General features: G+C 70.2%; 20 protein-coding genes and 1 tRNA gene. 15 read left to right on the top strand and 6 right to left on the bottom strand.

The genetic code is table 11. The features are described from left to right. Window positions 1-7: 7 nt before the first annotated feature. The 3 genes from V6M57_RS09005 to V6M57_RS08995 are packed head-to-tail and all read right to left on the bottom strand — an operon-like array spanning window position 8 to window position 2947. A complete protein-coding gene (locus V6M57_RS09005; RefSeq protein ID WP_332814646.1) occupies window positions 8-583 on the bottom strand; it encodes a peptidylprolyl isomerase in 576 nt (191 codons plus the stop codon). After that, window positions 580-1851 (bottom strand): L,D-transpeptidase family protein, encoded by a 1272-nt coding sequence (locus V6M57_RS09000; protein ID WP_332814645.1) that lies wholly within the window; start codon window positions 1849-1851, stop codon window positions 580-582. The genes V6M57_RS09005 and V6M57_RS09000 overlap by 4 nt, the downstream gene beginning before the upstream one ends. A 43-nt stretch (window positions 1852-1894) precedes the next feature. Next, the gene (locus tag V6M57_RS08995) at window positions 1895-2947 is read right to left on the bottom strand and encodes a nuclear transport factor 2 family protein (protein ID WP_332814644.1); all 1053 of its coding nucleotides are present in this window, start codon (window positions 2945-2947) and stop codon (window positions 1895-1897) included. 154 nt (window positions 2948-3101) lie between these two features. On the opposite strand from V6M57_RS08995, the gene cysS reads away from it, so the two are divergent. The 12 genes from cysS to V6M57_RS08935 all read left to right on the top strand — a co-directional run bounded on the left by cysS (window position 3102) and on the right by V6M57_RS08935 (window position 16569). Then, a complete protein-coding gene (cysS, locus tag V6M57_RS08990; RefSeq protein ID WP_332814643.1) occupies window positions 3102-4478 on the top strand; it encodes a cysteine--tRNA ligase in 1377 nt (458 codons plus the stop codon). Further along, window positions 4475-5125, top strand: coding sequence for a DNA-3-methyladenine glycosylase family protein (locus V6M57_RS08985; protein WP_332814642.1), 651 nt, complete (start codon window positions 4475-4477; stop codon window positions 5123-5125). The genes cysS and V6M57_RS08985 overlap by 4 nt, the downstream gene beginning before the upstream one ends. Before the next feature lie 35 nt (window positions 5126-5160). Then, entirely contained in the window at window positions 5161-6138 is a 978-nt protein-coding gene (locus V6M57_RS08980) for an acetyl-CoA carboxylase carboxyltransferase subunit alpha (RefSeq protein WP_332814641.1), read from the top strand. Continuing rightward, on the top strand, window positions 6101-7081 hold the full coding sequence (tilS, locus tag V6M57_RS08975) for a tRNA lysidine(34) synthetase TilS (protein ID WP_332814640.1): 981 nt from the start codon (window positions 6101-6103) through the stop codon (window positions 7079-7081). Before V6M57_RS08980 ends, tilS begins: the two co-directional genes overlap by 38 nt. A gap of 125 nt (window positions 7082-7206) precedes the next feature. Beyond that, window positions 7207-8475: an aspartate kinase gene (locus V6M57_RS08970; protein WP_332814639.1), complete on the top strand. Its 1269-nt coding sequence runs from the start codon at window positions 7207-7209 to the stop codon at window positions 8473-8475. A 58-nt stretch (window positions 8476-8533) separates the two neighbouring features. Next, window positions 8534-8626 (top strand) — tRNA-Ser (locus V6M57_RS08965). Window positions 8627-8736: 110 nt separating this feature from the next. Then, window positions 8737-9948 (top strand): acyltransferase family protein, encoded by a 1212-nt coding sequence (locus tag V6M57_RS08960; protein ID WP_332814686.1) that lies wholly within the window; start codon window positions 8737-8739, stop codon window positions 9946-9948. Window positions 9949-10084: 136 nt separating this feature from the next. Further along, window positions 10085-10861 carry an SGNH/GDSL hydrolase family protein gene (locus tag V6M57_RS08955; RefSeq protein WP_332814638.1) on the top strand — a complete coding sequence of 259 codons (777 nt, stop codon included), beginning with the start codon at window positions 10085-10087 and terminating at the stop codon, window positions 10859-10861. A 58-nt stretch (window positions 10862-10919) separates the two neighbouring features. Beyond that, a complete protein-coding gene (locus V6M57_RS08950) occupies window positions 10920-12266 on the top strand; it encodes an aspartate aminotransferase family protein (RefSeq protein ID WP_332814637.1) in 1347 nt (448 codons plus the stop codon). A gap of 28 nt (window positions 12267-12294) precedes the next feature. Beyond that, on the top strand, window positions 12295-13275 hold the full coding sequence (locus V6M57_RS08945) for a TAXI family TRAP transporter solute-binding subunit (RefSeq protein ID WP_332814636.1): 981 nt from the start codon (window positions 12295-12297) through the stop codon (window positions 13273-13275). Window positions 13276-13345: 70 nt separating this feature from the next. Beyond that, window positions 13346-15925 carry a TRAP transporter permease gene (locus V6M57_RS08940; RefSeq protein ID WP_332814635.1) on the top strand — a complete coding sequence of 860 codons (2580 nt, stop codon included), beginning with the start codon at window positions 13346-13348 and terminating at the stop codon, window positions 15923-15925. Next, complete coding sequence (locus V6M57_RS08935; RefSeq protein WP_332814634.1) at window positions 15922-16569, top strand: aspartate/glutamate racemase family protein; 648 nt, start codon at window positions 15922-15924, stop codon at window positions 16567-16569. The genes V6M57_RS08940 and V6M57_RS08935 overlap by 4 nt, the downstream gene beginning before the upstream one ends. Before the next feature lie 4 nt (window positions 16570-16573). Here V6M57_RS08935 and V6M57_RS08930 read toward each other — a convergent pair whose 3' ends face one another. The 3 genes from V6M57_RS08930 to V6M57_RS08920 are packed head-to-tail and all read right to left on the bottom strand — an operon-like array spanning window position 16574 to window position 19072. After that, window positions 16574-16996, bottom strand: a complete 423-nt coding sequence (locus V6M57_RS08930) for an RNA-binding S4 domain-containing protein (RefSeq protein ID WP_332814633.1) — start codon at window positions 16994-16996, stop codon at window positions 16574-16576. Then, the gene (locus V6M57_RS08925) at window positions 16977-18401 is read right to left on the bottom strand and encodes a sensor histidine kinase (RefSeq protein ID WP_332814632.1); all 1425 of its coding nucleotides are present in this window, start codon (window positions 18399-18401) and stop codon (window positions 16977-16979) included. Before V6M57_RS08925 ends, V6M57_RS08930 begins: the two co-directional genes overlap by 20 nt. Next, window positions 18398-19072, bottom strand: a complete 675-nt coding sequence (locus V6M57_RS08920; protein ID WP_332814631.1) for a response regulator transcription factor — start codon at window positions 19070-19072, stop codon at window positions 18398-18400. Before V6M57_RS08920 ends, V6M57_RS08925 begins: the two co-directional genes overlap by 4 nt. A gap of 123 nt (window positions 19073-19195) precedes the next feature. On the opposite strand from V6M57_RS08920, the gene V6M57_RS08915 reads away from it, so the two are divergent. The 3 genes from V6M57_RS08915 (at window position 19196) to V6M57_RS08905 (ending at window position 22247) form a co-directional block, all read left to right on the top strand. Further along, complete coding sequence (locus V6M57_RS08915; RefSeq protein WP_332814630.1) at window positions 19196-20155, top strand: Bug family tripartite tricarboxylate transporter substrate binding protein; 960 nt, start codon at window positions 19196-19198, stop codon at window positions 20153-20155. Between the two features lie 86 nt (window positions 20156-20241). Next, a complete protein-coding gene (locus V6M57_RS08910; RefSeq protein WP_332814629.1) occupies window positions 20242-20751 on the top strand; it encodes a tripartite tricarboxylate transporter TctB family protein in 510 nt (169 codons plus the stop codon). Beyond that, window positions 20751-22247 (top strand): tripartite tricarboxylate transporter permease, encoded by a 1497-nt coding sequence (locus V6M57_RS08905; protein WP_332814685.1) that lies wholly within the window; start codon window positions 20751-20753, stop codon window positions 22245-22247. Before V6M57_RS08910 ends, V6M57_RS08905 begins: the two co-directional genes overlap by 1 nt. Window positions 22248-22254 lie beyond the last annotated feature (7 nt).

Below are 22254 nucleotides of genomic sequence, written 5' to 3'. Positions count from 1 at the left end.
CTTGTTCCTACTTCAGCACGGCGGCCGACTGGATGACCACGGGCGTGGCCGGCACGTTCTGGTGGCCGCCACGGCTGCCCGTGGCCACGCCCTTGATCTTGTCGACCACGTCCATGCCGGAGACGACCTTGCCGAACACCGCATAACCGTGGCCGTCCGGCATGGGGGCATTCAGGCCCTTGTTGTCGACGACGTTGATGAAGAACTGCGCCGTGGCGGAGTTCGGATTGGCGGTGCGGGCCATCGCGATGGTGCCGCGGTCGTTCTTCAGCTCCGGGCGGGTCTCCAGCGGGATGGCGGTGCGGGTCGGCTTCTGCTGCATGTCGGGCGTGAAGCCGCCGCCCTGGATCATGAAGCCGTCGATCACGCGGTGGAAGATCGTGCCGTTGTAGTGGCCGTCGCGAACGTACTGCAGGAAGTTCTCGACCGTCTTCGGAGCCTTGTCCGGATGGAGCTCGAGCACGAATTCGCCGGCCGAGGTGGTGAACTTCACGCGCGGCGCCGCCTGGGCCCAGGCGGCGGGGGCGAGCGCAGACAGCAGGGCGAGGCCGGCGGCGGCGCGGCGGGTCAGGGCAGGAATCAACCGATCACTCCTTCGTAGAAGATCTTCCAGTGCGGGCCCATGCGCATCCAGTACTGGCGCTTGACGGTGCCGCTGCGGGCGCCTTCGGGCACTTCGCCAAAGGTTACCACCATGGTTTCGGCCGAGTCGGTCCAGCGCAGGTAGGACACGTCCTTGAGCTGCACCCCGCGGCCGCGCACGCGGCCGAGTTCGGCGCGCAGCTGCGGGATCCATTCGGCCAGGCCCTTGCCCTCGGCGGAGAAGTCGGCCGCGTAGAACGGCAGCAGGCGCTCGGTGTCGCCGCTCGAGCGGGCCGCGCGCCAGGCTGCCAGTGCGTCGGCGAAGGGCCGGGCATCGGCCTGCAGCGTGGCCGGCGCCACCCACTGCAGCGAGGGTGCGATCACCACCGGCGTGCTGCGGATCTCCACGGTGCGCAGCAGGCGCTCGAGGTCGGGATTGGCCAGCACCACGCAGCCGTCGCTGGCCCTGGGCGCGCGCGAGAACTGGCCGGGCGGGGTGCCGTGCAGCCAGATGCCGCTGCCGGTCTTGCCGCGGCGCGCGTCGTACGGATTGGGGTAGTTGATCGGCAGCGCGCCGGCGCCGTAGAAGTCCTTGAGCGTCTTCGGGTCCAGGTTGCTGGTGATGTAGTACACGCCCAGGGGCGTTCGCAGGTCGCCCTCGACCGCCTTCTCGATGCCCTGCTTGCCGACCGAGACGTAGTAGTCGCCCAGCAGCTTCAGGCCGCCGGCGGTGTTCTCGAAGAAATACAGGCGCGCGAGCGAGGTGTCGATGGCGATCGCGTGCCGGCTGGTCCGCGACAGCTGCACGAACTGCGAGGGCACCGTGCCCGCGGGAGGGCGCTCCAGCAGCGCGCGCACGCGCAATCGCGACTCCTCGCGCAGCTCCGCCAGCGGCTGGGCCCCCAGCGGACCGGCGCCTTCGGGCACGTCGCCGAGGGTGCGCACCGGCCGGGTGCGCGACGCCAGCAGGTCGCCGTAGACCAGCTGCGCGAGCTGGAAGTGGGGGTGCTCGCGCACCAGCGCCTCGGCGCGCGCCAGCGCCAACCGGGCCTGGCCCTGGCCGACGAGGCGGTAGACGTCGAGCAGGCGCGCCTCGGCCTGGCCATCGCGCGGCGCCGGCTTCGCGGCGACGCTGCGGGGCTTCCTGGGCTTGGACTTGTGCCGCGTGGTGGCATCCGCGGGTGCGGCCAGCGCGAGCGCCAGCGCCGCACACAGCGCTGCCGCGCGCGCGGCAGGAAAGGGCCCCTGGTTCGGAGAGCGGAGGTTCAAGACTGCAACTTCCCTTCGCCCGGCAGCGGCGGCCAGCCGGTGTTCAGCCCACGCTCTCGCGCACGATCAGCCAGCGTTCGCCGACCTTGTGCAGCTCCAGCGTCTTGCGGCCGTTGATGTTCAGGCCGTCGGCGCTGTAGGCCTGGCGGAACCGGGCGGTGGCCTTGCTGCCGTTGACGTCGACGTCGAGATCGGACAGGCGAACGGAGATGCGCGAGCGCGGCACGATGCGGCTGCGGCGCTCTTCTTCCCAGGCCTTTCGCGACCGGTTGCCGGGCGGGTCGAAATCCTGGCCGTAGGCCGCCAGGTAGGCGGCCATGTCCTTGGCCGACCAGGCCCTGGCCCAGGCTTGCACAGCGTCCTCCACCTCGAGTGCAGCGGCGCTGGCGGCCGGTGCGGCCGGTGCGGGCGGTGCCTTTGCCGCGGTCGCCGGCGCCGGCACGCCTGCGGGGGCGGGTGCAGCTGCCCGGGCCGGCGCGGTCGCCACCGCCGGGGCAGGGGCCTTGGCGACCACCGTCGGAGCCGCGGCGGGTGTCGCCGCCGCTGGCGCGGTGGGCTTGCCGTCGCGCGCACCCGGCGCGAACAGTTCGCGGATCAGCGCCAGCTTGGGCTGCACCGCGGTGTTGCCGGCATCCAGCTGCAGCGCCTTGCTGTAGGCCTGGCTGGCCAGCTTGGCGTACACGTCGCCGAGATTCTCGTGCGCGGTGGCATAGCTGGGATTGGTGCGAATCGCCATTTCCAGCGCCGCGCGCGCCTTGTCGAACTGGCTCTGGCTCGCATACAGCACCGCCAGGTTGTTGTACGGCTCCGGCAGCTCGGGGTAGTCCTCGGTCAGCTTGACGAAGGTGGCGATCGCGTCCTGTGCCTTGCCCGATTCGGTGAGGATCACGCCGCGCAGGAAGCGCATCTGCGGATCGCGCGGCTTGGCCGCGAGGTACTGGTCGGCCCTGGCCAGGGCGTCGGAATGCCGGCCGTTGCGCAGCAGCTGGTTGACGTCGGCGTAGTCGTCGGCGAGCGCCAGCGCGGGCGCCGCGAGCGCGGCCACCAGGGCCAGCAGGCGCAGCGAGCGCGGAACGGAAAGGCGGGCATGCGGCATGGGAGCGTTCGGTGAGGCGCGGACCGAGGTCCCGCGCAAGGGCCTATATACTGCGGGCCGATTGTACCGGCCACCTCGACGGCAGGAACCGGCCGATCGAGTAGCGACACCGACCTCGCGCAGCGCCCCGCGGCGCAGGTTTCCCGAACATTCCATGAGCCTGCGCATCTACAACACGCTCACGCGTGCCCTGGAGGACTTCGCTCCCCTGGAGGCGGGCCATGTGCGGATGTACGTCTGCGGCATCACCGTCTACGACCTGTGCCACGTGGGGCATGCGCGTTCCGCCGTGGCCTTCGACGTGGCGCAGCGCTGGCTCAGGGCCTCGGGCCTGCGCGTGACCTTCGTGCGCAACATCACCGACATCGACGACAAGATCATCCGCCGCGCGCTGGACAACGGCGAGCCGGTGCGCCAGCTCACCTCGCGCATGATCGACGAGATGTACCGCGACTTCGACGCGCTGGGCATCGAGCGGCCCACGCACGATCCGCGCGCCACCGACTACGTGCCCCATATGCTGGGCATCGTGCGCACGCTGGAAGGCAAGGGGCTGGCCTACCGCAGCGGCGGCGACGTCAACTACGCGGTGCGGCGCTTCCCGGGCTACGGCAAGCTGTCGGGCAAGTCGCTGGACGAACTGCATGCGGGCGAGCGCGTGGCAGTGGCCGAGGGCAAGGAGGATCCGCTGGACTTCGTGCTGTGGAAGGCCGCCAAGCCCGGCGAGCCGCCCGACGCGCAGTGGGACAGCGACTACGGCTCCGGCCGCCCCGGCTGGCACATCGAGTGCTCGGCCATGTCGTGCGCGCTGCTGGGCGAGACGTTCGACATCCACGGCGGCGGCGCCGACCTGACCTTCCCCCACCACGAGAACGAGATCGCCCAGAGCGAGGGCGCCAACGGCAAGCCGCTGGCCCGCGTCTGGATGCACAACGGCTTCGTCAACATCGACAACGAGAAGATGTCCAAGTCGCTGGGCAACTTCTTCACCATCCGCGACGTGCTGAAGAAGTTCGACGCCGAGACGGTGCGCTTCTTCATCGTGCGGGCGCACTACCGCAGCCCGCTGAACTACAGCGACGTGCACCTGGACGACGCGCGCGGGGCGCTGAGGCGCCTGTACACGGCGCTGGGCTCGGTGACGCCCGACCCGGCGGCCGCCATCGACTGGTCGCAGCCGCATGCGGCGCGCTTCAAGGCGGCCATGGACAACGACTTCGGCACGCCGGAGGCGGTGGCGGTGCTGTTCGAGCTGGCGGCCGAAGTCAACCGGGGCAAGTCGGCGCGACTCGCCGCGCTGCTCAGGTCGCTGGGCGGCACGCTCGGCCTGCTGCAGGGCGATCCGCAGGCCTTCCTGCGCAGCGGCGCGACGCTGGACGAAGCCACGATCCGGCAGCGCATCGAGCAGCGCGCTGCCGCCAAGAAGGCGAAGGACTTCGCCGAGGCCGACCGCATCCGGGCCGAGTTGCTGCAGCAGGGCATCGTGCTGAAGGACTCGCCGGCCGGCACCACCTGGGAGGCGGCCTCTTGAACGATGCCACCGGCTCCCCGGTCGAACCCGCGCGCCCGGCCTACTGGGCCGAGGCCTGCCGGCACCTGTCGCGCAAGGACCGGGTGATGAAGCGGCTGATCCCGCAGTTCGGCGACGCCTGCCTGCAATCGCGCGGCGACGCCTTCACCACCCTGGCGCGCAGCATCGTCGGCCAGCAGATCTCGGTGAAGGCCGCCCAGACGGTGTGGGACCGCTTCGCGCGGCTGCCGCGCCGCATGAGCGCGGCCAACGTGCTCAAGCTCAAGGTCGACGACATGCAGGCGGCCGGCCTGTCGGCGCGCAAGATCGAGTACCTGGTCGACCTGGCGCTGCATTTCGATTCCGGCGCCATCCACGTCGACGCCTGGCGGGCGATGGACGACGAGGGCATCATCGCCGAGCTGGTGGGCATCCGCGGCATCGGCCGCTGGACGGCGGAGATGTTCCTGATCTTCCACCTGATGCGGCCCAACGTGCTGCCGCTGGACGACATCGGCCTGATCAACGGCATCAGCCGCAACTACTTCTCCGGCGACCCGGTCAGCCGCAGCGACGCGCGCGAGGTGGCGCAGGCCTGGGAGCCCTATTGCAGCGTGGCCACTTGGTATATTTGGCGCTCGCTCGACCCGCTGCCCGTCGCCTATTGACGCGCCACAACCAGCAGAGACACAGGAGCCAGCCCTTGGCCAAGAGAACCTTCCTGGACTTCGAGCAACCCATCGCCGAACTGGAAAGCAAGATCGACGAGCTGCGCTACGTGCAGACCGAGTCGGCAGTCGACATCTCCGCGGAGATCGACCAGCTCTCGCGCAAGAGCCAGCAGCTGACCAAGGACATCTACGGCCAGCTCACGCCCTGGCAGATCACCAAGATCGCCCGCCATCCCGAGCGGCCCTACACGCTCGATTACGTGGGCGAGATCTTCACCGGCTTCATCGAGCTGCACGGCGACCGCCACTTCGCCGACGACCAGTCCATCGTCGGCGGGCTGGCCCGCTTCAACGGCCACGCGTGCATGGTGATCGGGCACCAGAAGGGCCGCGACACGAAGGAGCGCGCCGCGCGCAACTTCGGCATGAGCCGGCCCGAGGGCTACCGCAAGGCGCTGCGGCTGATGAAGACGGCGCAGAAGTTCGGCCTGCCGGTGTTCACCTTCGTCGACACGCCCGGTGCCTTCCCCGGCATCGACGCCGAGGAGCGCGGCCAGTCCGAGGCGATCGGCCGCAACATCTACGAGATGGCCCAGCTGGAGGTGCCGATCATCAGCACCGTGATCGGCGAGGGCGGCTCCGGCGGCGCGCTGGCCATCGCGGTGGCCGACCAGGTGCTCATGCTGCAGTACTCGATCTACTCCGTGATCAGCCCGGAAGGCTGCGCCTCCATCCTGTGGAAGACGTCCGAGAAGGCACAGGACGCCGCTGACGCCATGGGCATCACGGCCCACCGGCTCAAGGCCATGGGCCTGATCGACAAGATCGTCAACGAGCCGGTCGGCGGCGCGCACCGCGACCACAAGCAGATGGCGGCCTTCCTCAAGCGCGCGCTCAACGACGCCTGGCGGCAGGTGTCCGACCTCAAGGTGCGCGAGCTGCTGGACCGGCGCTACGAGCGGCTGCAAGGCTATGGCCGCTTCACCGACACCAAGGCCGAAGCGCGCTGAGGGCGCGGATCACTTCCTGACGGCCCTGCTGCGGGCGGCGGATCCGCCGCTCCCGCTGGGCGTGGCCTACAGCGGCGGCGCCGACTCGTCGGCCTTGCTGCGGGCGGCCGCGCGCTGCTGGCCGGGGCAGGTGCAGGCCCTTCACGTCCACCACGGATTGCAGCAGGCGGCCGACGCCTTCAGCGAGCACTGCCGGTGCACGTGCGCCGCGCTCGGCATTCCCCTGCACGTGCGGCAGGTCGATGCGCGCCATGGCGCCGGCGAAAGCCCCGAGGATGCGGCCAGGCGTGCGCGCTACGCGGCGCTGGCCGACGCGGCACGCGAAAGCGGGCTGGGCTGCGTGCTGCTGGCCCAGCACGCCGACGACCAGGCCGAGACCCTGCTGCTGGCGCTGTCGCGCGGAGCGGGACTGCCCGGCCTGTCGGCCATGGCCGCCCGCTTCGAGCGGCATGGCATGGCGTTCCTGCGGCCCTGGCTGCAGGTGCCGGGTGCCGCCCTGCGCGACTGGCTCGCCGGGCAGGGAGCGGGGTTCATCGAGGATCCCAGCAATGCCGACACCGGCTACACGCGCAACCGCATCCGCCTGCAGGTGCTGCCGGCTCTGGAGCAGGCCTTTCCGCAGTTCCGGGACACCTTCGCGCGATCGGCCCGCCATGCGGCGCAGGCGCAGCGGCTGCTCGACGAAGTGGCCGCAGCGGACCTGGCGGCCATGGGCGGCGAGCCCGTGATCGCCCGCGTGCAGGCGCTCTCGCGCGGCCGCCAGGCCAACCTGCTGCGCCATTGGCTGCGCAGCGCGCATGGCACCGCGGCGAGCGCCGCGCAGATGGAGGAACTGCTCGACCAGCTGGCCGATTGCAGGACGCGCGGGCACCGGCTTCACCTCAGGGTGGGACCGGGGTTCGTCGTACGCGACGCCGCCGTGCTGAGGTTCGCCGCGGCGTGAGCCTTGCCACTGCGCCCGGCGCGGACACGGCTGGGCTGCACCCCGGCGGCCGCTAGAATGCCCGGTTTTCCCCGAGGCGACCGCACAAGGCATCCGGACGCGGCCCCCTCTTCGTCGCACCTTCCATGGCATTGATCGTTCACAAGTACGGCGGCACGTCGATGGGCTCGACCGAGCGCATCCGCAACGTCGCCAAGCGGGTCGCCAAGTGGGCCCGGGCCGGCCACCAGATGGTGGTGGTGCCCAGCGCCATGAGCGGCGAGACCAACCGGCTGCTCGGGCTGGCCAGGGAACTGGCGCCGGCCCAGCCGGGCGAGGCGTACCGGCGCGAGCTGGACATGCTCGGCTCCACCGGCGAGCAGGTCTCGGTCGGCCTGCTGTCGATCGCGCTGCAGGCCGAGGGCATGCAGGCCGTGAGCTACGCCGGCTGGCAGGTGCCGATCCGCACCGACAGCGCGTACACCAAGGCGCGCATCGATTCGATCGACGACACGAGGGTGCGCGCCGACCTCGACGCCGGCAAGGTGGTGATCATCACCGGTTTCCAGGGCGTGGACGCGGGCGGCAACATCACCACGCTGGGCCGCGGCGGCAGCGACACCTCGGCGGTGGCGGTGGCGGCTTCGCTGAAGGCGGCCGAGTGCCTGATCTACACCGACGTGGACGGCGTCTACACGACCGACCCGCGCGTGGTGCCCGAGGCGCGCCGGCTGCGCAGCGTGAGCTTCGAGGAGATGCTGGAGATGGCCTCGCTCGGCTCCAAGGTGCTGCAGATCCGCTCGGTGGAGTTCGCCGGCAAGTACAAGGTCCCGCTGCGCGTGCTGTCGAGCTTCACGCCCTGGGACATCCCGATCGGGGAAGAGGCCAGGTCCGGCACCCTGATCACATTCGAGGAAGACGAACAAATGGAAAAAGCCGTCGTTTCCGGCATCGCCTTCAACCGCGACGAAGCCAAGGTGTCGATCCTGGGCGTGCCCGACAAGCCGGGCATCGCCTACAACATCCTGGGCGCGGTGGCCGGCGCCAACATCGAGGTCGACGTCATCATCCAGAACATCTCCAAGGACGGCAAGACCGACTTCAGCTTCACCGTGAACCGCAACGACTATGCGCGCACGATGGACCTGCTCAAGACCCAGGTGCTGCCCACGCTGGGCACCGACCGGCTGGAGGGGGACACGCGCATCTGCAAGGTGAGCATCGTGGGCATCGGCATGCGCAGCCACGTGGGCGTGGCCAGCAAGATGTTCCGCGCGCTGTCCGAGGAAGGCATCAACATCCAGATGATCTCCACCAGCGAGATCAAGACCTCGGTGGTGATCGACGAGAAGTACATGGAACTGGCCGTGCGTGCGCTGCACCGCGCGTTCGACCTGGACGCGCCGCCCGCCTGAACCAGCCGCCGCCGGGCGAATGGAAGAGCGCATGCTTCGGGCATAATTGCCGCTCGCTGGAGACGTGACCGAGAGGCCGAAGGTGCTCCCCTGCTAAGGGAGTATGCGGTGTAGAGCCGCATCGAGGGTTCGAATCCCTCCGTCTCCGCCAGTCCAGGAAGCCCGCCGCACGGCGGGCTTCTTCTTTTGGTGTCCTGGCTCTTTCGGGCCGGTGGCACGCCATCCTCCCCTTCTGCCGAATCACAATGGCTCAGCTTGGGGGTGACGGCCATGCTGATCGACCTGGTGGTGCTGTTTTCGCTGCTGCTGCTGGTGGCCGCGGCGGCCGCAACTGGATCGGTCCAGGCACCTCCTCGCGGGCCGACGCTCCTGGCGGCAGCCCAGGCCTTCGAGTCGACCCGCTACTTCAGCGCCCTGGACGGCTTGCGCGCGATCAGCGTCATGGGGGTGGTCTGGGTCCATGTCGGGGGGCCGGGCTGGGCGACGATCCTGGGCCAGGGCCACAAGGGCGTCGACCTGTTCTTCGCCATCAGCGGCTTCCTGGTGACCACGCTCCTGCTGCGCGAGCATCGCTGCCGCGGCCGCATCTCGCTGCGGGACTTCTACATCCGGCGCACGCTCAGGATCTTTCCGCTCTATTACGCCGTACTGGCCCTGTACTGCGTTCTGGTCCTCGCCGTGTTCCGCGGTACGCCCAAGGCCGCGGAGTTCTGGGGCAACCTTCCGGCTTTCCTGACCTACACCTCGAACTGGTTCGTGTCGGCGGACGATCCGGGCGGCCATGGCGTGACCTTCTACTTCGCCTGGTCGCTGGCGACGGAGGAACAGTTCTACCTGTTCTGGCCGGCCCTGATGGTCCTGGTGCTGTGGCTGACCGGGCGGAACTGGGCGCCGGCCGTCCCCGCCGTGCTGCTGGTGTGCATCCAGATGGTGGCCGTGCGCCACGTCGAGCCGGGCTTGCTGCTGACCATCCTGGGCAGCCTGGCGCCGGCCATCCTGTTCGGAGTGATGTTTGCCGTGCTGCTGCACAACCGAGTGGTCTTCACCGCCCTGTACCCGGCGCTGGGCAATCGCCTGATGGCGCCGGCCGCGGGGCTGCTTGTCCTCGCCTGCCTGCAGTTCGAGGCCGTCGGCCTGCTGACCCGCTTCGTCATGGCGCTCCTCGTGGCCAGCCTGTGCGTCCGGGAGAACACCGCCCTGCACGGCATGCTGCGCTGGCGTCCGCTGAGGGTGCTGGGTGCGATCAGCTACGGCGTCTACCTGATGCACATGCTGGCTGCGAACGCCGCCCGCAAGCTGCTGGGCGCCCAGTTCGGCCCGGACGTGTTCGTCGTGACTTTGGCCATCGTGGCCCTGATGGCCTATGCCAGCCACCGCTGGTTCGAGTCGCCCCTCCTGCGCCTGAAGGACCAGTTCAAGGCGACCACCGGAAGGCCGGTCGAAGCGTCGAACCGTCCCGCGGACGCCACGTGAGCATGCAAAAGGTCCGGCATGCCCGCCCGCGGTTGCGGAACGGCAAACCCATCGGTACACCCATAGCCGACGCTTACACGATGTAAACAGCTCTTCCGTCCAAACTGTCCTCTGTCTCAGCAATGGGGGATCACCGATGGACAGGAGAACGGCGCTGATGTGGTTGGGGACCGGGCTCCTGACCGGTTGCGGCGGTGGTGGGGGAGGGGCCGGCACGAGCCTGGCAGGCGCCGGAGTCGGCGCCGGGGCAGACACCGCCGGCGCCAGCCCCGACCTGCCGCAAAGCGTGACCGTCGAGCCGGGTTCCGGCGCAGCCGGCGAGGGGGCACCCCCTCCCGCGCAGCAACTCCAGGCCCTGTCTCCGCACATCGCGTGCTGGGGCGACTCGATCACCGACCTGTACGCGCCCACCTTGCAGCAGGCCTACCCGGACCGGCAGGTCCACAACGGCGGCGTCATCGGCGAGACTTCGATGCAGATCACGGCGCGCCTGCAGGCCGACAGCTCGCACAGGAGCTGGATCACCATCCTCTGGTACGGCCACAACAACTGGGACAAGGACCAGGTCAAGGCCGACATCGCGGCCTCGATCGCTTCGCTGGCGACCGGCAACGAAGCCTTCGTGGTGCTGTCCATGCTCAACTGGGCGGGCTCCGGCGAGCGGGGCACGCAGGAATACACCGAGACCATGCGCGTCAACGGCGAGCTGGCCGCGCAGTATCCCGAGCATTACCTGGACATGCACCGGTACCTGGTGAACCTCTACGACCCGAACAGCTGGCAGGACGTCCAGGATTTCCAGAACGACCTGCCGCCTTCGTCGCTGCGCTTCGACCGGATCCACCTGAATGAGGCCGGGTGCCGCGCGGTGACGGCGAAACTCAGGGAGTTCATCGAATCCAGGGGCTGGTAGCGCCCGGGGCCGGCGCCGGGTCCGCGGGGGAGTCCGTCGCAGGCTCTAAACTGCCCGGGTGACACGAGAAACCACTTCCACGCAGGTCCTCCACCGCCACTTGCACCACCTGCCTCCGGTGGCGGTATCCGGGCAGGGCGTCTGGATCACCGACCGCGAAGGCCGCCGCTACCTCGATGCATCGGGCGGCGCCGCCGTGTCCTGCCTGGGTCACGGCCACCCGGACGTGCTGGCGGCCATGCATGCGCAGACCGACAAGCTGGCCTACGCGCACACCAGCTTCTTCACCAGCGAAGTGGCGGAGGAGCTCGCCCACGAGCTGGTGCGCACCGCGCCGTCCGGCACCAGCCACGCGTATTTCGTCAGCGGCGGCTCCGAGGCGGTGGAAGCGGCGCTGAAGATGGCGCGCCAGTACTTCCTGGAGATTGGCCAGCCGCAGCGCAGCCACTTCATCGCCCGGCGGCAGAGCTACCACGGCAACACCCTGGGCGCGCTGGCAGTGGGCGGCAATGCCTGGCGCCGCGAGCCCTTCGCGCCCATCCTGATGCCGGCCACGCACGTGTCGCCGTGCTACCCGTACCGCGAGATGCGGCCGGGCGAGTCGCCCGAGCAGTACGGCCAGCGGCTGGCGCGCGAACTGGACGAAGCGATCCTGCGCGCCGGCCCGGACAAGGTCATCGCGTTCATCGCCGAGACGGTGGGCGGCGCCACCGCCGGGGTGCTCACGCCGGTGCCGGGCTACTTCAAGGCCGTTCGCGAGGTCTGCGACCGGCACGGCGTGCTGCTGATCCTGGACGAGGTGATGTGCGGCATGGGCCGCACCGGGACGCTGCATGCCTGCGAGCAGGAGGGCGTGGTGCCCGACCTGATGACCATCGCCAAGGGCCTGGGCGGCGGCTACCAGCCGATCGGCGCCGTGCTGGCGCAAGGGCGCATCGTCGAGGCCATGTCCGCCGGCTCGGGCTTCTTCCAGCACGGCCACACCTACCTCGGCCATCCGGTGGCCTGCGCGGCTGCACTGGCGGTGCAGCAGGTGATCGCGCGCGACCGGCTACTCGAGCAGGTGCGCCGGCGGGGCGACTTCCTGCAGGGCCTGCTGCAGGAGACCTTCGCAGCGCATCCGCACGTGGGCGACATCCGCGGCCGAGGCCTGTTCTGGGGCATCGAGCTGGTCCGCGAGCGCGACAGCAAGACACCGTTCGACCCCGCGCTCAGGCTGCATGCGCGGCTCAAGAAGCAAGCCATGGCGCAAGGCTTGATGGTTTACCCGATGGGCGGCACCGTGGACGGCCACTATGGTGATCACGTCCTGCTGGCGCCTCCTTTCATCGCCAGCGAATCCGAGTTGGGCCTCGTCGCGCAAAGGCTGCATGCCGCGCTCGAGGCCACCGTTTCCTCCCTCTGAAAAACCAACCACAAAGGAGCCTTTCGAAATGCGTCTGAAGACCCTGGTGCCGGCACTGGCCGGTTGCGCGGCCGTCACGGCGGCGCTGTTCAGTGCCCCCGCGGCCGCCCAGCAGAAGTTCATCACCATCGGCACCGGCGGCGTCACCGGCGTGTACTACGCCGCCGGCGGCGCCATCTGCCGCCTGGTGAACAAGGACAGGGCCAAGCACGGCATCCGCTGCTCGGTCGAGTCCACCGGCGGCTCGGTGTTCAACGTCAACACCATCAAGGCCGGCGAACTCGACCTCGGCTTCGCCCAGAGCGACGTGCAGTTCAATGCCTACAAGGGCGTGTCCCAGTTCAAGGATTCGGGTGCCTACGGCGACCTGCGCGCGGTGTTCTCGGTGCACCCCGAGCCGTTCACCGTGGTGGCGCGCAAGGAAGCCAATGCCAAGACCCTGAACGACCTGAAGGGCAAGCGCTTCAACGTCGGCAACCCCGGCTCGGGCACGCGCGCCTCGATGGAGGAGCTGATGGCGGCCATGGGCTGGAAGATGAGCGACTTCGCGCTGGCTTCCGAGCTCAAGGCCGACGAGCACGGCCCGGCCCTGTGCGACGGCAAGATCGACGGCTTCTTCTACGGCGTCGGCCACCCCAGCGCCAACATCCAGGACCCGACCACCACCTGCGGCGCCAAGCTGGTCTCGGTCACCGGCCCGGCGGTCGACAAGCTGGTGGCCGACAAGCCGTACTACGCCAAGGCGACCATCCCCGGCGGCCTGTACCCGAACAACCCGGATCCGACGCAGACCTACGGCGTGCTGGCCACGGTGGTGTCGTCCACCAAGACCCCGGCCGACACCGTCTACCAGATGGTCAAGGCCGTGTTCGACAACTTCGAGGAGTTCAAGAAGCTGCACCCGGCGCTGGCGCACCTGAAGCCCGAGAACATGGTCAAGGACGGCCTCTCGGCGCCGCTGCACGAAGGCGCCGCGCGCTACTACAAGGAAAAGGGCTGGATCAAGTAAAGTCCGGCGCTCACGCGAACAAGGGCGAAGGGAGCTTCGCCCTTTTTTGTTGCACGAGGAGAACGAGAGCATGGCCACCGACATCGAGAAAGCGCCGCAGGCCCTGCAGGAGCTGGTTGCGGATACCGACACCGGCGGGCGCAAGCCCGCCGGCCTCACCGCCCTGGCGATCACCGGCACCGCGCTGGCCTGGTCGGTGTTCCAGTACTGGTACGCCTCGCCGCTGCCCTTCGCACTGGGCTGGGGCGTGCTCAACGACACCGAGGCGCGCGCCATCCACCTGGCCTTTTCGATGTTCCTGGCCTTCCTGGCCTGGCCGGCCACGCGTCGCTCGCCGCGCAACCGGGTCCCGGTGCTCGACTGGCTGCTGGCGCTGGCCGGTGCCTTCGCCGGTGCCTACCTGCTGCTGTTCTACGACCAGCTCGCCACCCGCCCGGGCCAGCCGACGACGATGGACCTGGTCACCGCCGTGGTCGGCCTGGTGCTGCTGCTGGAGGCCACGCGGCGCGCGGTCGGCTGGCCGATGGCCGTGCTGGCCGCGCTGTTCATCGGCTATGCGATGGCCGGACCGTGGATGCCCGAGGTGCTGCAGCACAAGGGCGCCTCGGTCAGCCGCCTGATGTCGCACATGTGGCTGACCACCGAGGGCGTCTACGGCATCGCGCTGGGCGTGTCCACCAGCGCGATCTTCGTCTACGTGCTGTTCGGCGCGCTGCTCGACCGCGGCGGCGGCGGCAACTACATGATGCAGGTGAGCTTCGCGGCGCTGGGCCACATGCGCGGCGGCCCGGCCAAGGTGGCCGTGGTGTCGTCGGCGCTGAACGGCATGATCTCCGGCTCGTCGGTGTCCAACGTGGTGTCGGGCGGCATCTTCACCATCCCGCTGATGAAGAAGTCCGGCTATGGCGGCGTCAAGGCCGGCGCCATCGAGACCATGAGCTCGGTCAACGGCCAGATCATGCCGCCGGTGATGGGTGCCGCGGCCTTCCTGATGGTGGAGTACGTGGGCATTCCGTACTCCGAGGTCGTCAAGCACGCGTTGCTGCCGGCCGTGCTGTCCTACATCGGCCTGTTCTACATCGTCCACCTCGAGGCGCTGAAGATGGGCATGAGCCCGCTGGTGCGGCGCGAGCCGCGGCCACTGCGCGACAAGCTGCTGCGCAATGCCATCGGGCTGTCCGGCAGCATCATCGTGGTGGCGGCGCTCTACTACGCGATGGTGGCCATCCAGTCGCTGCTGGGTGACGCCGCGGTCTGGGGCGTGGTGGCGCTGCTGGCGGGGCTCTACCTCTACTCGATCCGCGAGGCGGCCCGCTGTCCCGACCTGCCGGAGGACATCGACGTCGACAACCCCAAGCCGCTGGACACCTGGCCCACGGTGCGCGCCGGCCTGCACTACCTGATCCCGATCGGCACCCTGATCTGGTGCCTGATGGTGGAACAGATGTCGCCCTCGCTGTCGGCGTTCTGGGCGATCACCGTGCTGATCGCGCTGATGCTGACCCAGCGTCCGCTGGTGAAACTGCTGCGCCGGCAATCGACGGCGGGCGCCTGGCTGGCCGGCTGGCATGACGTGGTCGGCGGCTTCCACGACGGCGCCCGCAACATGATCGGCATCGGCATCGCCACTGCGACGGCCGGCATCATCGTGGGCGGCATCACGCTCACCGGCCTGGGCCTGCGCATGACCGAGTTCGTGGACTTCGTCTCGCAGGGCAACGTGTTCGCGATGCTGCTGTTCATCGCCTTCGTCTGCCTGGTGCTCGGGCTGGGGGTGCCCACCACCGCCAACTACGTGCTGGTCGCCACGCTGATGGCGCCGGTGGTGGTGGAGCTGGGCGCGCAGAGCGGGCTGGTGATCCCGCTGATCGGCGTGCACCTGTTCGTCTTCTACTACGGGATCATGGGCGACATCACGCCGCCGGTGGGCCTGGCCACCTTCGCCGCGGCCGCCATTTCCGGCGAGGACGCCATCGAGACCGGCGTGCAGGGCGCGCTCTATGCGCTGCGCACCGTGATCCTGCCCTTCATCTGGATCTTCAACCCGCAGCTGCTGATGATCGACGTGAACGGCTGGTGGGAGCTGCTCAGCGTGGCGGTGGCCTGCACCATGGCCATGCTGGTGTTCGCGGCCCTCACCATGAACTGGTTCCGGGTGCGCAGCCGCTGGTGGGAGAACCTGCTGCTGGCGCTGGCCGTGGTGCTGCTGTTCCGCCCCGACTTCTTCATGGACCGGATCAGCCCCGAGTACCGCGACGTGCCGGCCGGCCAGGTGTTCGACGTGGCCCGCGGCCTGCCCGACAGCGGCCGGCTGGTGATGGTGATCAAGGGCACGACGCTGGAGGGCGACGAGGTGACCAAGACCGTGGCCGTGCGGCTCGGCGCCGCCGGCGCCGACGGCCGCAAGCGCCTGGCCGACGCCGGCCTGCAGCTGGTGCCGCTGGGACAGGAAGTGCAGATCGGATCGGTGCGCTTCGGCTCGGTGGCGCGCAAGGCGGGCATCGAGCAGGGCTGGGACGTCTCGGCGGTGAAGGTGCCGCTGGACCGGCCGACGCCGCACTGGTTCTACCTGCCGGGCTTGCTGCTGATCGCGCTGGTGTGGTTCGCGCAGGGGATGCGCCTGTCGCCGCCCCGGGTCCAGCCCGCATGACCCGCATCGCCCTGATCCACGCGCTGGCGCATTCGGTGGCGCCGATCAACCAGGCCCTGGCGCAGGACTGGCCGCAGGCGCTGCGCATGAACCTGCTGGACGACAGCCTGTCGGCCGACCTGGCCCGCGCCGGCTCGCTCGACGCCACCATGCACCAGCGCTTCCAGCGCCTGGCCGGCTACGCACTGGACTGCGGCAGCGATGCCATCCTGTTCACCTGTTCGGCCTTCGGCCCCTGCATCGAGGCGGTGGCGCGCGCGCACCCGCAGGTGCCGGTGCTCAAGCCCAACGAGGCCATGGTGGCCGAAGCCGCTGCGCGGGGCGGCCGCATCGGGCTGGTGGCCAGCTTCGCCCCCACGCTGGGCTCGATGCCGCCGGAGTTCCCGCCGGGCCTGGAGCTGCGCACGCGGCTGGCCGAGGGCGCGCTGGCGGCGCTCGACGCCGGCGATGGCGCGCGCCATGACGCACTCGTGGCCGCGGCTGCGCGGCAGCTGGTCGATGAAGGCTGCAGCGCGATCGCGCTGGCGCAGTTCAGCCTGGCGCGGGCACGCCACACGGTGGCTGCGGCTTGCGGCGTGCCGGTGCTGACGACGGTGCACAGCGCCGTGGCGGAATTGCGAAGGCGCCTGGGCGATCCCGCTTGAGCGCTCAATCGTCGTCGTCGATCGACGCGCTCCAGCGGTCGCCCCAGCCGCCGCGGCGCGCTTCGTCCAGGTCGCGCCGGCCCCGTTTGGTCGGCCTCCCGTGCTCGATGGACAGCGCCGGTTCGCGCGCCAGGCGGCGCTGCTGCGCGGCCTCCTCGCGCGCCTTCAGGCTCTCCGGCGTTTCCTCGTAGAGCTGCTGCGCGACGGGCGCCGGCCCCCGCATGGCCGACAGTCCCTTGACCACCACGGTGCGCGTGACGGACTCGCGCCGCATCGAGACCGTGTCGCCCACCCTGACCTCCCGCGCCGGCTTGGCTTCCTGCCCGTTGACCGCGACGCGCCCCTTGCCGATCTCCTCGGCCGCCAGCGAGCGCGTCTTGTAGAAGCGCGCGCTCCACAGCCACTTGTCAATCCGCAGCCTGTCCATCGATTCCCATTGTGGCGAGCGGCAGCCGGACGGTTGCATCCAGACCTTGCACGCGGCCGTGCCGCTCGCGGTTGTCCAGCACGATGCTGCCGCCCAGCGCGTGCACGATCTCCTGGCAGATCAGCAGGCCCAGGCCGGAGCCGCTGCGGCCGTCGCCGGCGGCAAAGGGCTGGAACAGCCGCTCGCGCAGCTCGGCCGCGAGGCCCGGCCCGCTGTCGCTGAACGTCAGCGCCAGCCAGTGCCCGTCGGCGACCAGCCGGACGGCCAGGCGGCCGCCGCGCCGGCCGTGCCGGATCGCGTTGTGCAGCAGGTTGCGGGTGAGCTCGCGCAGCATCCACTCGTGCGCACGCACCGGCGCCGGCTGCGTGTCGATCTCGAAGTCCAGGTCCTGGTCCGCCACCAGCGGCGACAGCTCCAGCGCGATCGACCGCACCACCTCGGCCAGGTCCGCGACGGGGGCATCGGCCTGCTGGCGCAGCTGTTCCACCTTGGCCAGCGACAGCATCTGGTTGGCCAGCTGGGTGGCCCGCTCCACCGTGGCGCCCACTTCCTGCAGCGCCTGGCGCGGCTCGACGTCGCCGCGCAGCGCCGATTGCACCTGGGTCTTGAGCACGGCCAGCGGCGTGCGCAGCTGGTGCGCCGTGTCGCGCACGAAGCGCTTCTGGTTGTCGAGCAGGCGGGCCAGCCGGGCCATCACCTGGTTGGTGGCGTCCACCAGCGGCAGCAGCTCGCGCGGCGCGTCGGGCGCCTGGATCGGCGTCAGGTCGTTCTCCGGCCGGGCCTGCAGCTCGGCGGACAGCCTTCGCACCGGCCGGGTGGCGCGCTGCACCACCACGATGACCACCAGGGCGATCACCGCCACCAGCAGCGCCTGCCGCCACAGCGTGTCGAGCAGCACCTGGCGCGCCAGCGACCGCCGCAGCTCCAGCGTCTCGGCCACCTGCACCACGGCCATGCCGCGGCCATCGGCGCTGGCCACCGGCTGCAGCAGCACCGCCACCCGCACCTCCTGGTCGCGAAAGCGGGCGTCGTAGAAATCGACCAGCGCCGCATAGGGCGGCTGCTGCGGCAGCCGGCCGCGCCAGAACGGCAGCTCCTCGAATCCCGAGACCAGCTCGCCGCGCAGGTCGGACACGCGGTAGAACAGCCGGCTGCGGGTGTCGGCCTCGAAGGCCTCCAGCGCGGAGTAGGGCACCGTGGCGCGCAGCCGGGCGCCGTCGTCGTAGCCCTGCACCTCGAGCTGCTCGCCGATCACCTTGGCGGACGCCAGCAGCGTGCGGTCGTAGGCCGTGTTGGCGGCGCGCAGCGCCTGGCGGTACAGGCTGGCGCCGTTCAGCGCGATCAGCCCCAGCACCGGCAGCAGGATGCCCAGCAGCAGGTAGCGGCGCAGCGACAGCGGCCTCATTCGGGCTTCACGAGGTAGCCCAGGCCGCGCAGCGTCATCAGTCGCGCACCGGTTCCGGCCAGCTTCTTGCGCAGCCGGTAGGCCACCACCTCGATGGCCTCGTACTGCACGTCGGGCTCGCCCGGGAACACCAGCTCGAACAGCCGCTCCTTGGCGACCGCATGGCCGGGGCGGGCGAACAGCGCCTGCAGCAGGGCCGATTCGCGCGGGCTCAACTCCAGCACGGCGCCGTCGAGGTAGAAGGCGCCATCGGCCCGGTCCAGCCGCAGGCGGCCGACCTGGGCGTCGCCCGGGCCTTCGGCTGGCGTCGCCGAGCGGCGGCGGGCGAGGGCGCGCAGGCGGGCCTCCAGCTCATCCAGGTCGAACGGCTTGGGCAGGTAGTCGTCGGCGCCGGCGTTGAGGCCCAGCACCCGGTCGCCGACCGTGCCGCGCGCCGTCAGCAGCAGCACCGGCGTGGCGATGCCTTCGCGGCGCGCCTGCTCCAGCACCTGCAGCCCGTCGCGGCCCGGCAGGCTGAGGTCGAGCACCACCACGTCCGGGCCGAAGTCCTTCCAGGCGCCCAGCGCTGCGTTGCCGTCGGCGCAGGCCTGCACCTGCAGGCCGCGGCGGCCCAGCGAGCGCTGCAGCGCCGCGCGCATGGATGGGTCGTCCTCGACCAGCAGCAGCTTCATGGGTGGCGCAGCGTAGCAGCGCCCGGGCTCGGTAGTTCCCCCAATGCCGCGGACAGCCGATTGACAGGCGCGCGACGGATCATGCGCCGGTTCCCTCCAGACCTTTCCCCAAGGAGACCTGCCATGCGTCGCGACACCTTCCTCAAGTCAATGGCCGCCCTGGCCGCTGCCGGCGCCCTGCCGCTGTCGGCACGGGCCGCCGCCAGCGTCAAGATCATGATCCCGGCCAACCCGGGCGGGGGCTGGGACAGCACCGGCCGCGCCCTCGGCAAGGCGCTGCAGGACGCCAAGGTGGCCTACAACGTCAATTTCGAGAACAAGGGCGGGGCGGCCGGTGCGCTCGGCCTGGCCCAGTTCGTCAACGCGAACAAGGGCGACCCGAACGCGCTGATGGTGATGGGCGCCGTCATGCTGGGCGGCATCATCACCGGCAAGCCGCCGGTCAGCCTGTCGCAGGCCACGCCGATCGCCCGGCTGACCAGCGAATACAACGTGTTCGTGCTGCCGGCCAACTCGCCCTTCAAGACCATGGCCGACGTCGTCGCCCAGCTCAAGAAGGACCCGGGCAGCGTCAAGTGGGGCGGCGGCTCGCGCGGCTCCACCGAGCACATCGCGGCGGCCATGCTGGCGCGCGCGGTCGGCGTGGACCCGGCCAGGATCAACTACGTGGCCTTCCGCGGGGGCGGCGAAGCCACCGCGGCCATCCTGGGCGGCAACGTCACGGTGGGCGGCAGCGGCTACAGCGAGTTCGCCGAGTACATCGAGGCCGGCAAGATGAAGCCGATCGCCGTGACTTCCGGCGCGCGCCTGAAGGGCATCAACGTGCCCACGCTCAAGGAGCAGGGCATCGACGTGGAGATCGGCAACTGGCGCGGCGTGTATGGCGCGCCGGGCCTGACCCCCGCGCAGCGCAAGGCCACCACCGACATGGTGCTGGCCGCGCTCAAGACCAGGGCCTGGGCCGAGGCGCTGGAGAAGAACAAGTGGACGCCGGCGGTGCTCAGCGGCCCGGCGTTCGAGAAGTTCGTCGACGACGAGTTCGCCAGCCTGCGCGCCACCATGGTGAAGTCGGGCATGGTGTGACCGGTACCGGCCCGCACGGCGAAACGCCCGGCACGGCCGGGCGTTTTCGTGCAGCGGCGGATCCGCCAGGAGCCAAGGACACGGACATGGAAGCGAACACGGGCAAGGTCTCGGAGGCAGCGGTCGGCACGGGCGTGCTGCTGCTGGGCCTCGCACTCGCTGCGGGCGCATGGGTGGTGCCCTCGGCCGCCGGCTACGGGGGGGTGGGCCCGAACTTCCTGCCGTGGGTGGTGGCCATCGGGCTGGCGGCCTGCGGGGGGATGATCCTGCGCGAGGCGCTCACGGGCGGCTTTCGCGACCGGGACGAGCCGGACGGCTCGCCGCAGGCCTGGTGGCCGGGCCTGGCCTGGATCACGGCCGGCCTGCTGGCCAACGCCGCGCTGATCACGCGCATCGGCTTCATCCTGGCCTGCACCGCCTGCTACCTGCTGGCGGTGCAGGGCCTGCGGCGGGCGGCGGGCCAGGCCGCGGCACGCCCGGCTTCGTTGCTGGCCGACCTGGCGACCGGGTTGCTGATCGCCGCGCCGGTGTACTGGCTGTTCACCCGGTTCCTGGGCCTGTCCCTGCCCGGGCTCACGCACACGGGCTGGCTGTGATCGAGATCTTCGACGCCCTGCTGCAGGGCTTCGCGACCGCCATTTCGCCGGCCAACCTGGTGTGGGCACTGGTCGGCTGCGCGCTGGGCACCGCGGTCGGCGTGCTGCCCGGCATCGGCCCCGCCGTCGCCGTCGCGATGCTGCTGCCGATCACCGGCAAGGTCGAGATCACCGCTTCGATGATCTTCTTCGCCGGCATCTACTACGGCGCGATGTATGGCGGCTCGACCACCTCCATCCTGCTCAACACGCCGGGCGAGACCGCCACCCTGGTGACCGCGATGGAAGGCAACCGCATGGCCAAGAGCGGGCGCGCCGGCGCTGCGCTGGCCACCGCGGCGATCGGCTCCTTCGTCGCCGGCACCATCGCGACGGTGATCGTCACGCTGTTCGCGCCGGCGGTGGCCGAGTTCGCGGTCAAGCTCGGCCCGCCGGAGTACTTCATGCTGATGGTGCTGGCCTTCACCACGGTCAGCGCCGTGCTCGGCAAGAGCACGCTGCGCGGCATGACCGCGCTGTTGCTGGGCCTGGCGATCGGCTGCATCGGCCTGGACCAGATCTCCGGCCAGCCTCGCTATACGCTGGGCGTGCCCGAGCTGCTGGACGGTATCGAGATCGTGCTGGTGGCGGTGGGCCTGTTCGCCGTGTCCGAGGTGATGTACGCGGCCCTGTATGAAGGCCGGTCGCCGCAGCAGCGCCACGCGATGAGCCGCGTGTACATGACGCGGCGCGACTGGCGGCGCTCGATTCCCGCCTGGCTGCGCGGCGCCGCCATCGGCGCGCCGTTCGGCTGCATTCCCGCCGGCGGCACCGAGATCCCGACCTTCCTGAGCTACGCCACCGAGAAGAAGCTGGCCAAGGGCGAGGACCTGGCGGAGTTCGGCGGCAAGGGAGCGATCGAGGGCGTGGCCGGGCCGGAGGCCGCCAACAACGCCACCGTGACGGCGGCGCTGATCCCGCTGCTGACGCTGGGCATCCCGACTTCGAACACCACCGCCATCCTGCTGGGCGCGTTCCAGAACTACGGCATCCAGCCGGGGCCGCAGCTGTTCACCAGCTCGGCGGCGCTGGTCTGGGCGCTGATCGCCTCGCTCTACATCGGCAACCTGATGCTGCTGGTGCTGAACCTGCCGATGGTGGGGCTGTGGGTGAAGCTGCTGAAGATCCCCCGGCCGCAGCTGTACGCCGGCATCCTGATCTTCGCCACGGTCGGCGCCTATGGCATGCGCCAGAGCGCCTTCGACCTGGTGCTGCTGTACGGGATCGGCCTGCTGGGCGTGGTGATGCGGCGCTTCGACTTCCCGACGGCCCCGGTGGTGGTGGGCATGATCCTGGGGCCGCTGGCCGAGGCGCAGATGCGCAATGCGGTGTCGATCGGGGAGGGCAGCTTCGCGGTGTTCGTGCAGCGCCCGATGTCGCTCGCGCTGGTGCTCGTGGTGCTGGCCGTGCTGGTGCTGCCGAGGCTGCTGCGCCGCACCGGCGTGCGGGGAGGCTAGGGCGCTA

It is taken from the genome of Ramlibacter sp. (assembly GCF_036676645.1).
GTDB lineage: Bacteria > Pseudomonadota > Gammaproteobacteria > Burkholderiales > Burkholderiaceae_C > Ramlibacter.
Note: the sequence above shows the minus strand (reverse complement) of the source record. Positions and strands in the feature narration are given on the sequence as shown.

Excerpts from the sequence above, each read along its gene's own strand:
- V6M57_RS08995 (WP_332814644.1), bottom strand. The coding sequence starts at position 2,947 with ATGCCGCATGCCCGCCTTTCCGTTCCGCGCTCGCTGCGCCTGCTGGCC.
- cysS (WP_332814643.1), top strand. The coding sequence starts at position 3,102 with ATGAGCCTGCGCATCTACAACACGCTCACGCGTGCCCTGGAGGACTTC.
- tilS (WP_332814640.1), top strand. The coding sequence starts at position 6,101 with ATGGCCGCTTCACCGACACCAAGGCCGAAGCGCGCTGAGGGCGCGGAT.
- V6M57_RS08970 (WP_332814639.1), top strand. The coding sequence starts at position 7,207 with ATGGCATTGATCGTTCACAAGTACGGCGGCACGTCGATGGGCTCGACC.
- V6M57_RS08955 (WP_332814638.1), top strand. The coding sequence starts at position 10,085 with ATGGACAGGAGAACGGCGCTGATGTGGTTGGGGACCGGGCTCCTGACC.
- V6M57_RS08945 (WP_332814636.1), top strand. The coding sequence starts at position 12,295 with ATGCGTCTGAAGACCCTGGTGCCGGCACTGGCCGGTTGCGCGGCCGTC.
- V6M57_RS08940 (WP_332814635.1), top strand. The coding sequence starts at position 13,346 with ATGGCCACCGACATCGAGAAAGCGCCGCAGGCCCTGCAGGAGCTGGTT.
- V6M57_RS08935 (WP_332814634.1), top strand. The coding sequence starts at position 15,922 with ATGACCCGCATCGCCCTGATCCACGCGCTGGCGCATTCGGTGGCGCCG.
- V6M57_RS08930 (WP_332814633.1), bottom strand. The coding sequence starts at position 16,996 with ATGGACAGGCTGCGGATTGACAAGTGGCTGTGGAGCGCGCGCTTCTAC.
- V6M57_RS08925 (WP_332814632.1), bottom strand. The coding sequence starts at position 18,401 with ATGAGGCCGCTGTCGCTGCGCCGCTACCTGCTGCTGGGCATCCTGCTG.
- V6M57_RS08920 (WP_332814631.1), bottom strand. The coding sequence starts at position 19,072 with ATGAAGCTGCTGCTGGTCGAGGACGACCCATCCATGCGCGCGGCGCTG.
- V6M57_RS08915 (WP_332814630.1), top strand. The coding sequence starts at position 19,196 with ATGCGTCGCGACACCTTCCTCAAGTCAATGGCCGCCCTGGCCGCTGCC.
- V6M57_RS08910 (WP_332814629.1), top strand. The coding sequence starts at position 20,242 with ATGGAAGCGAACACGGGCAAGGTCTCGGAGGCAGCGGTCGGCACGGGC.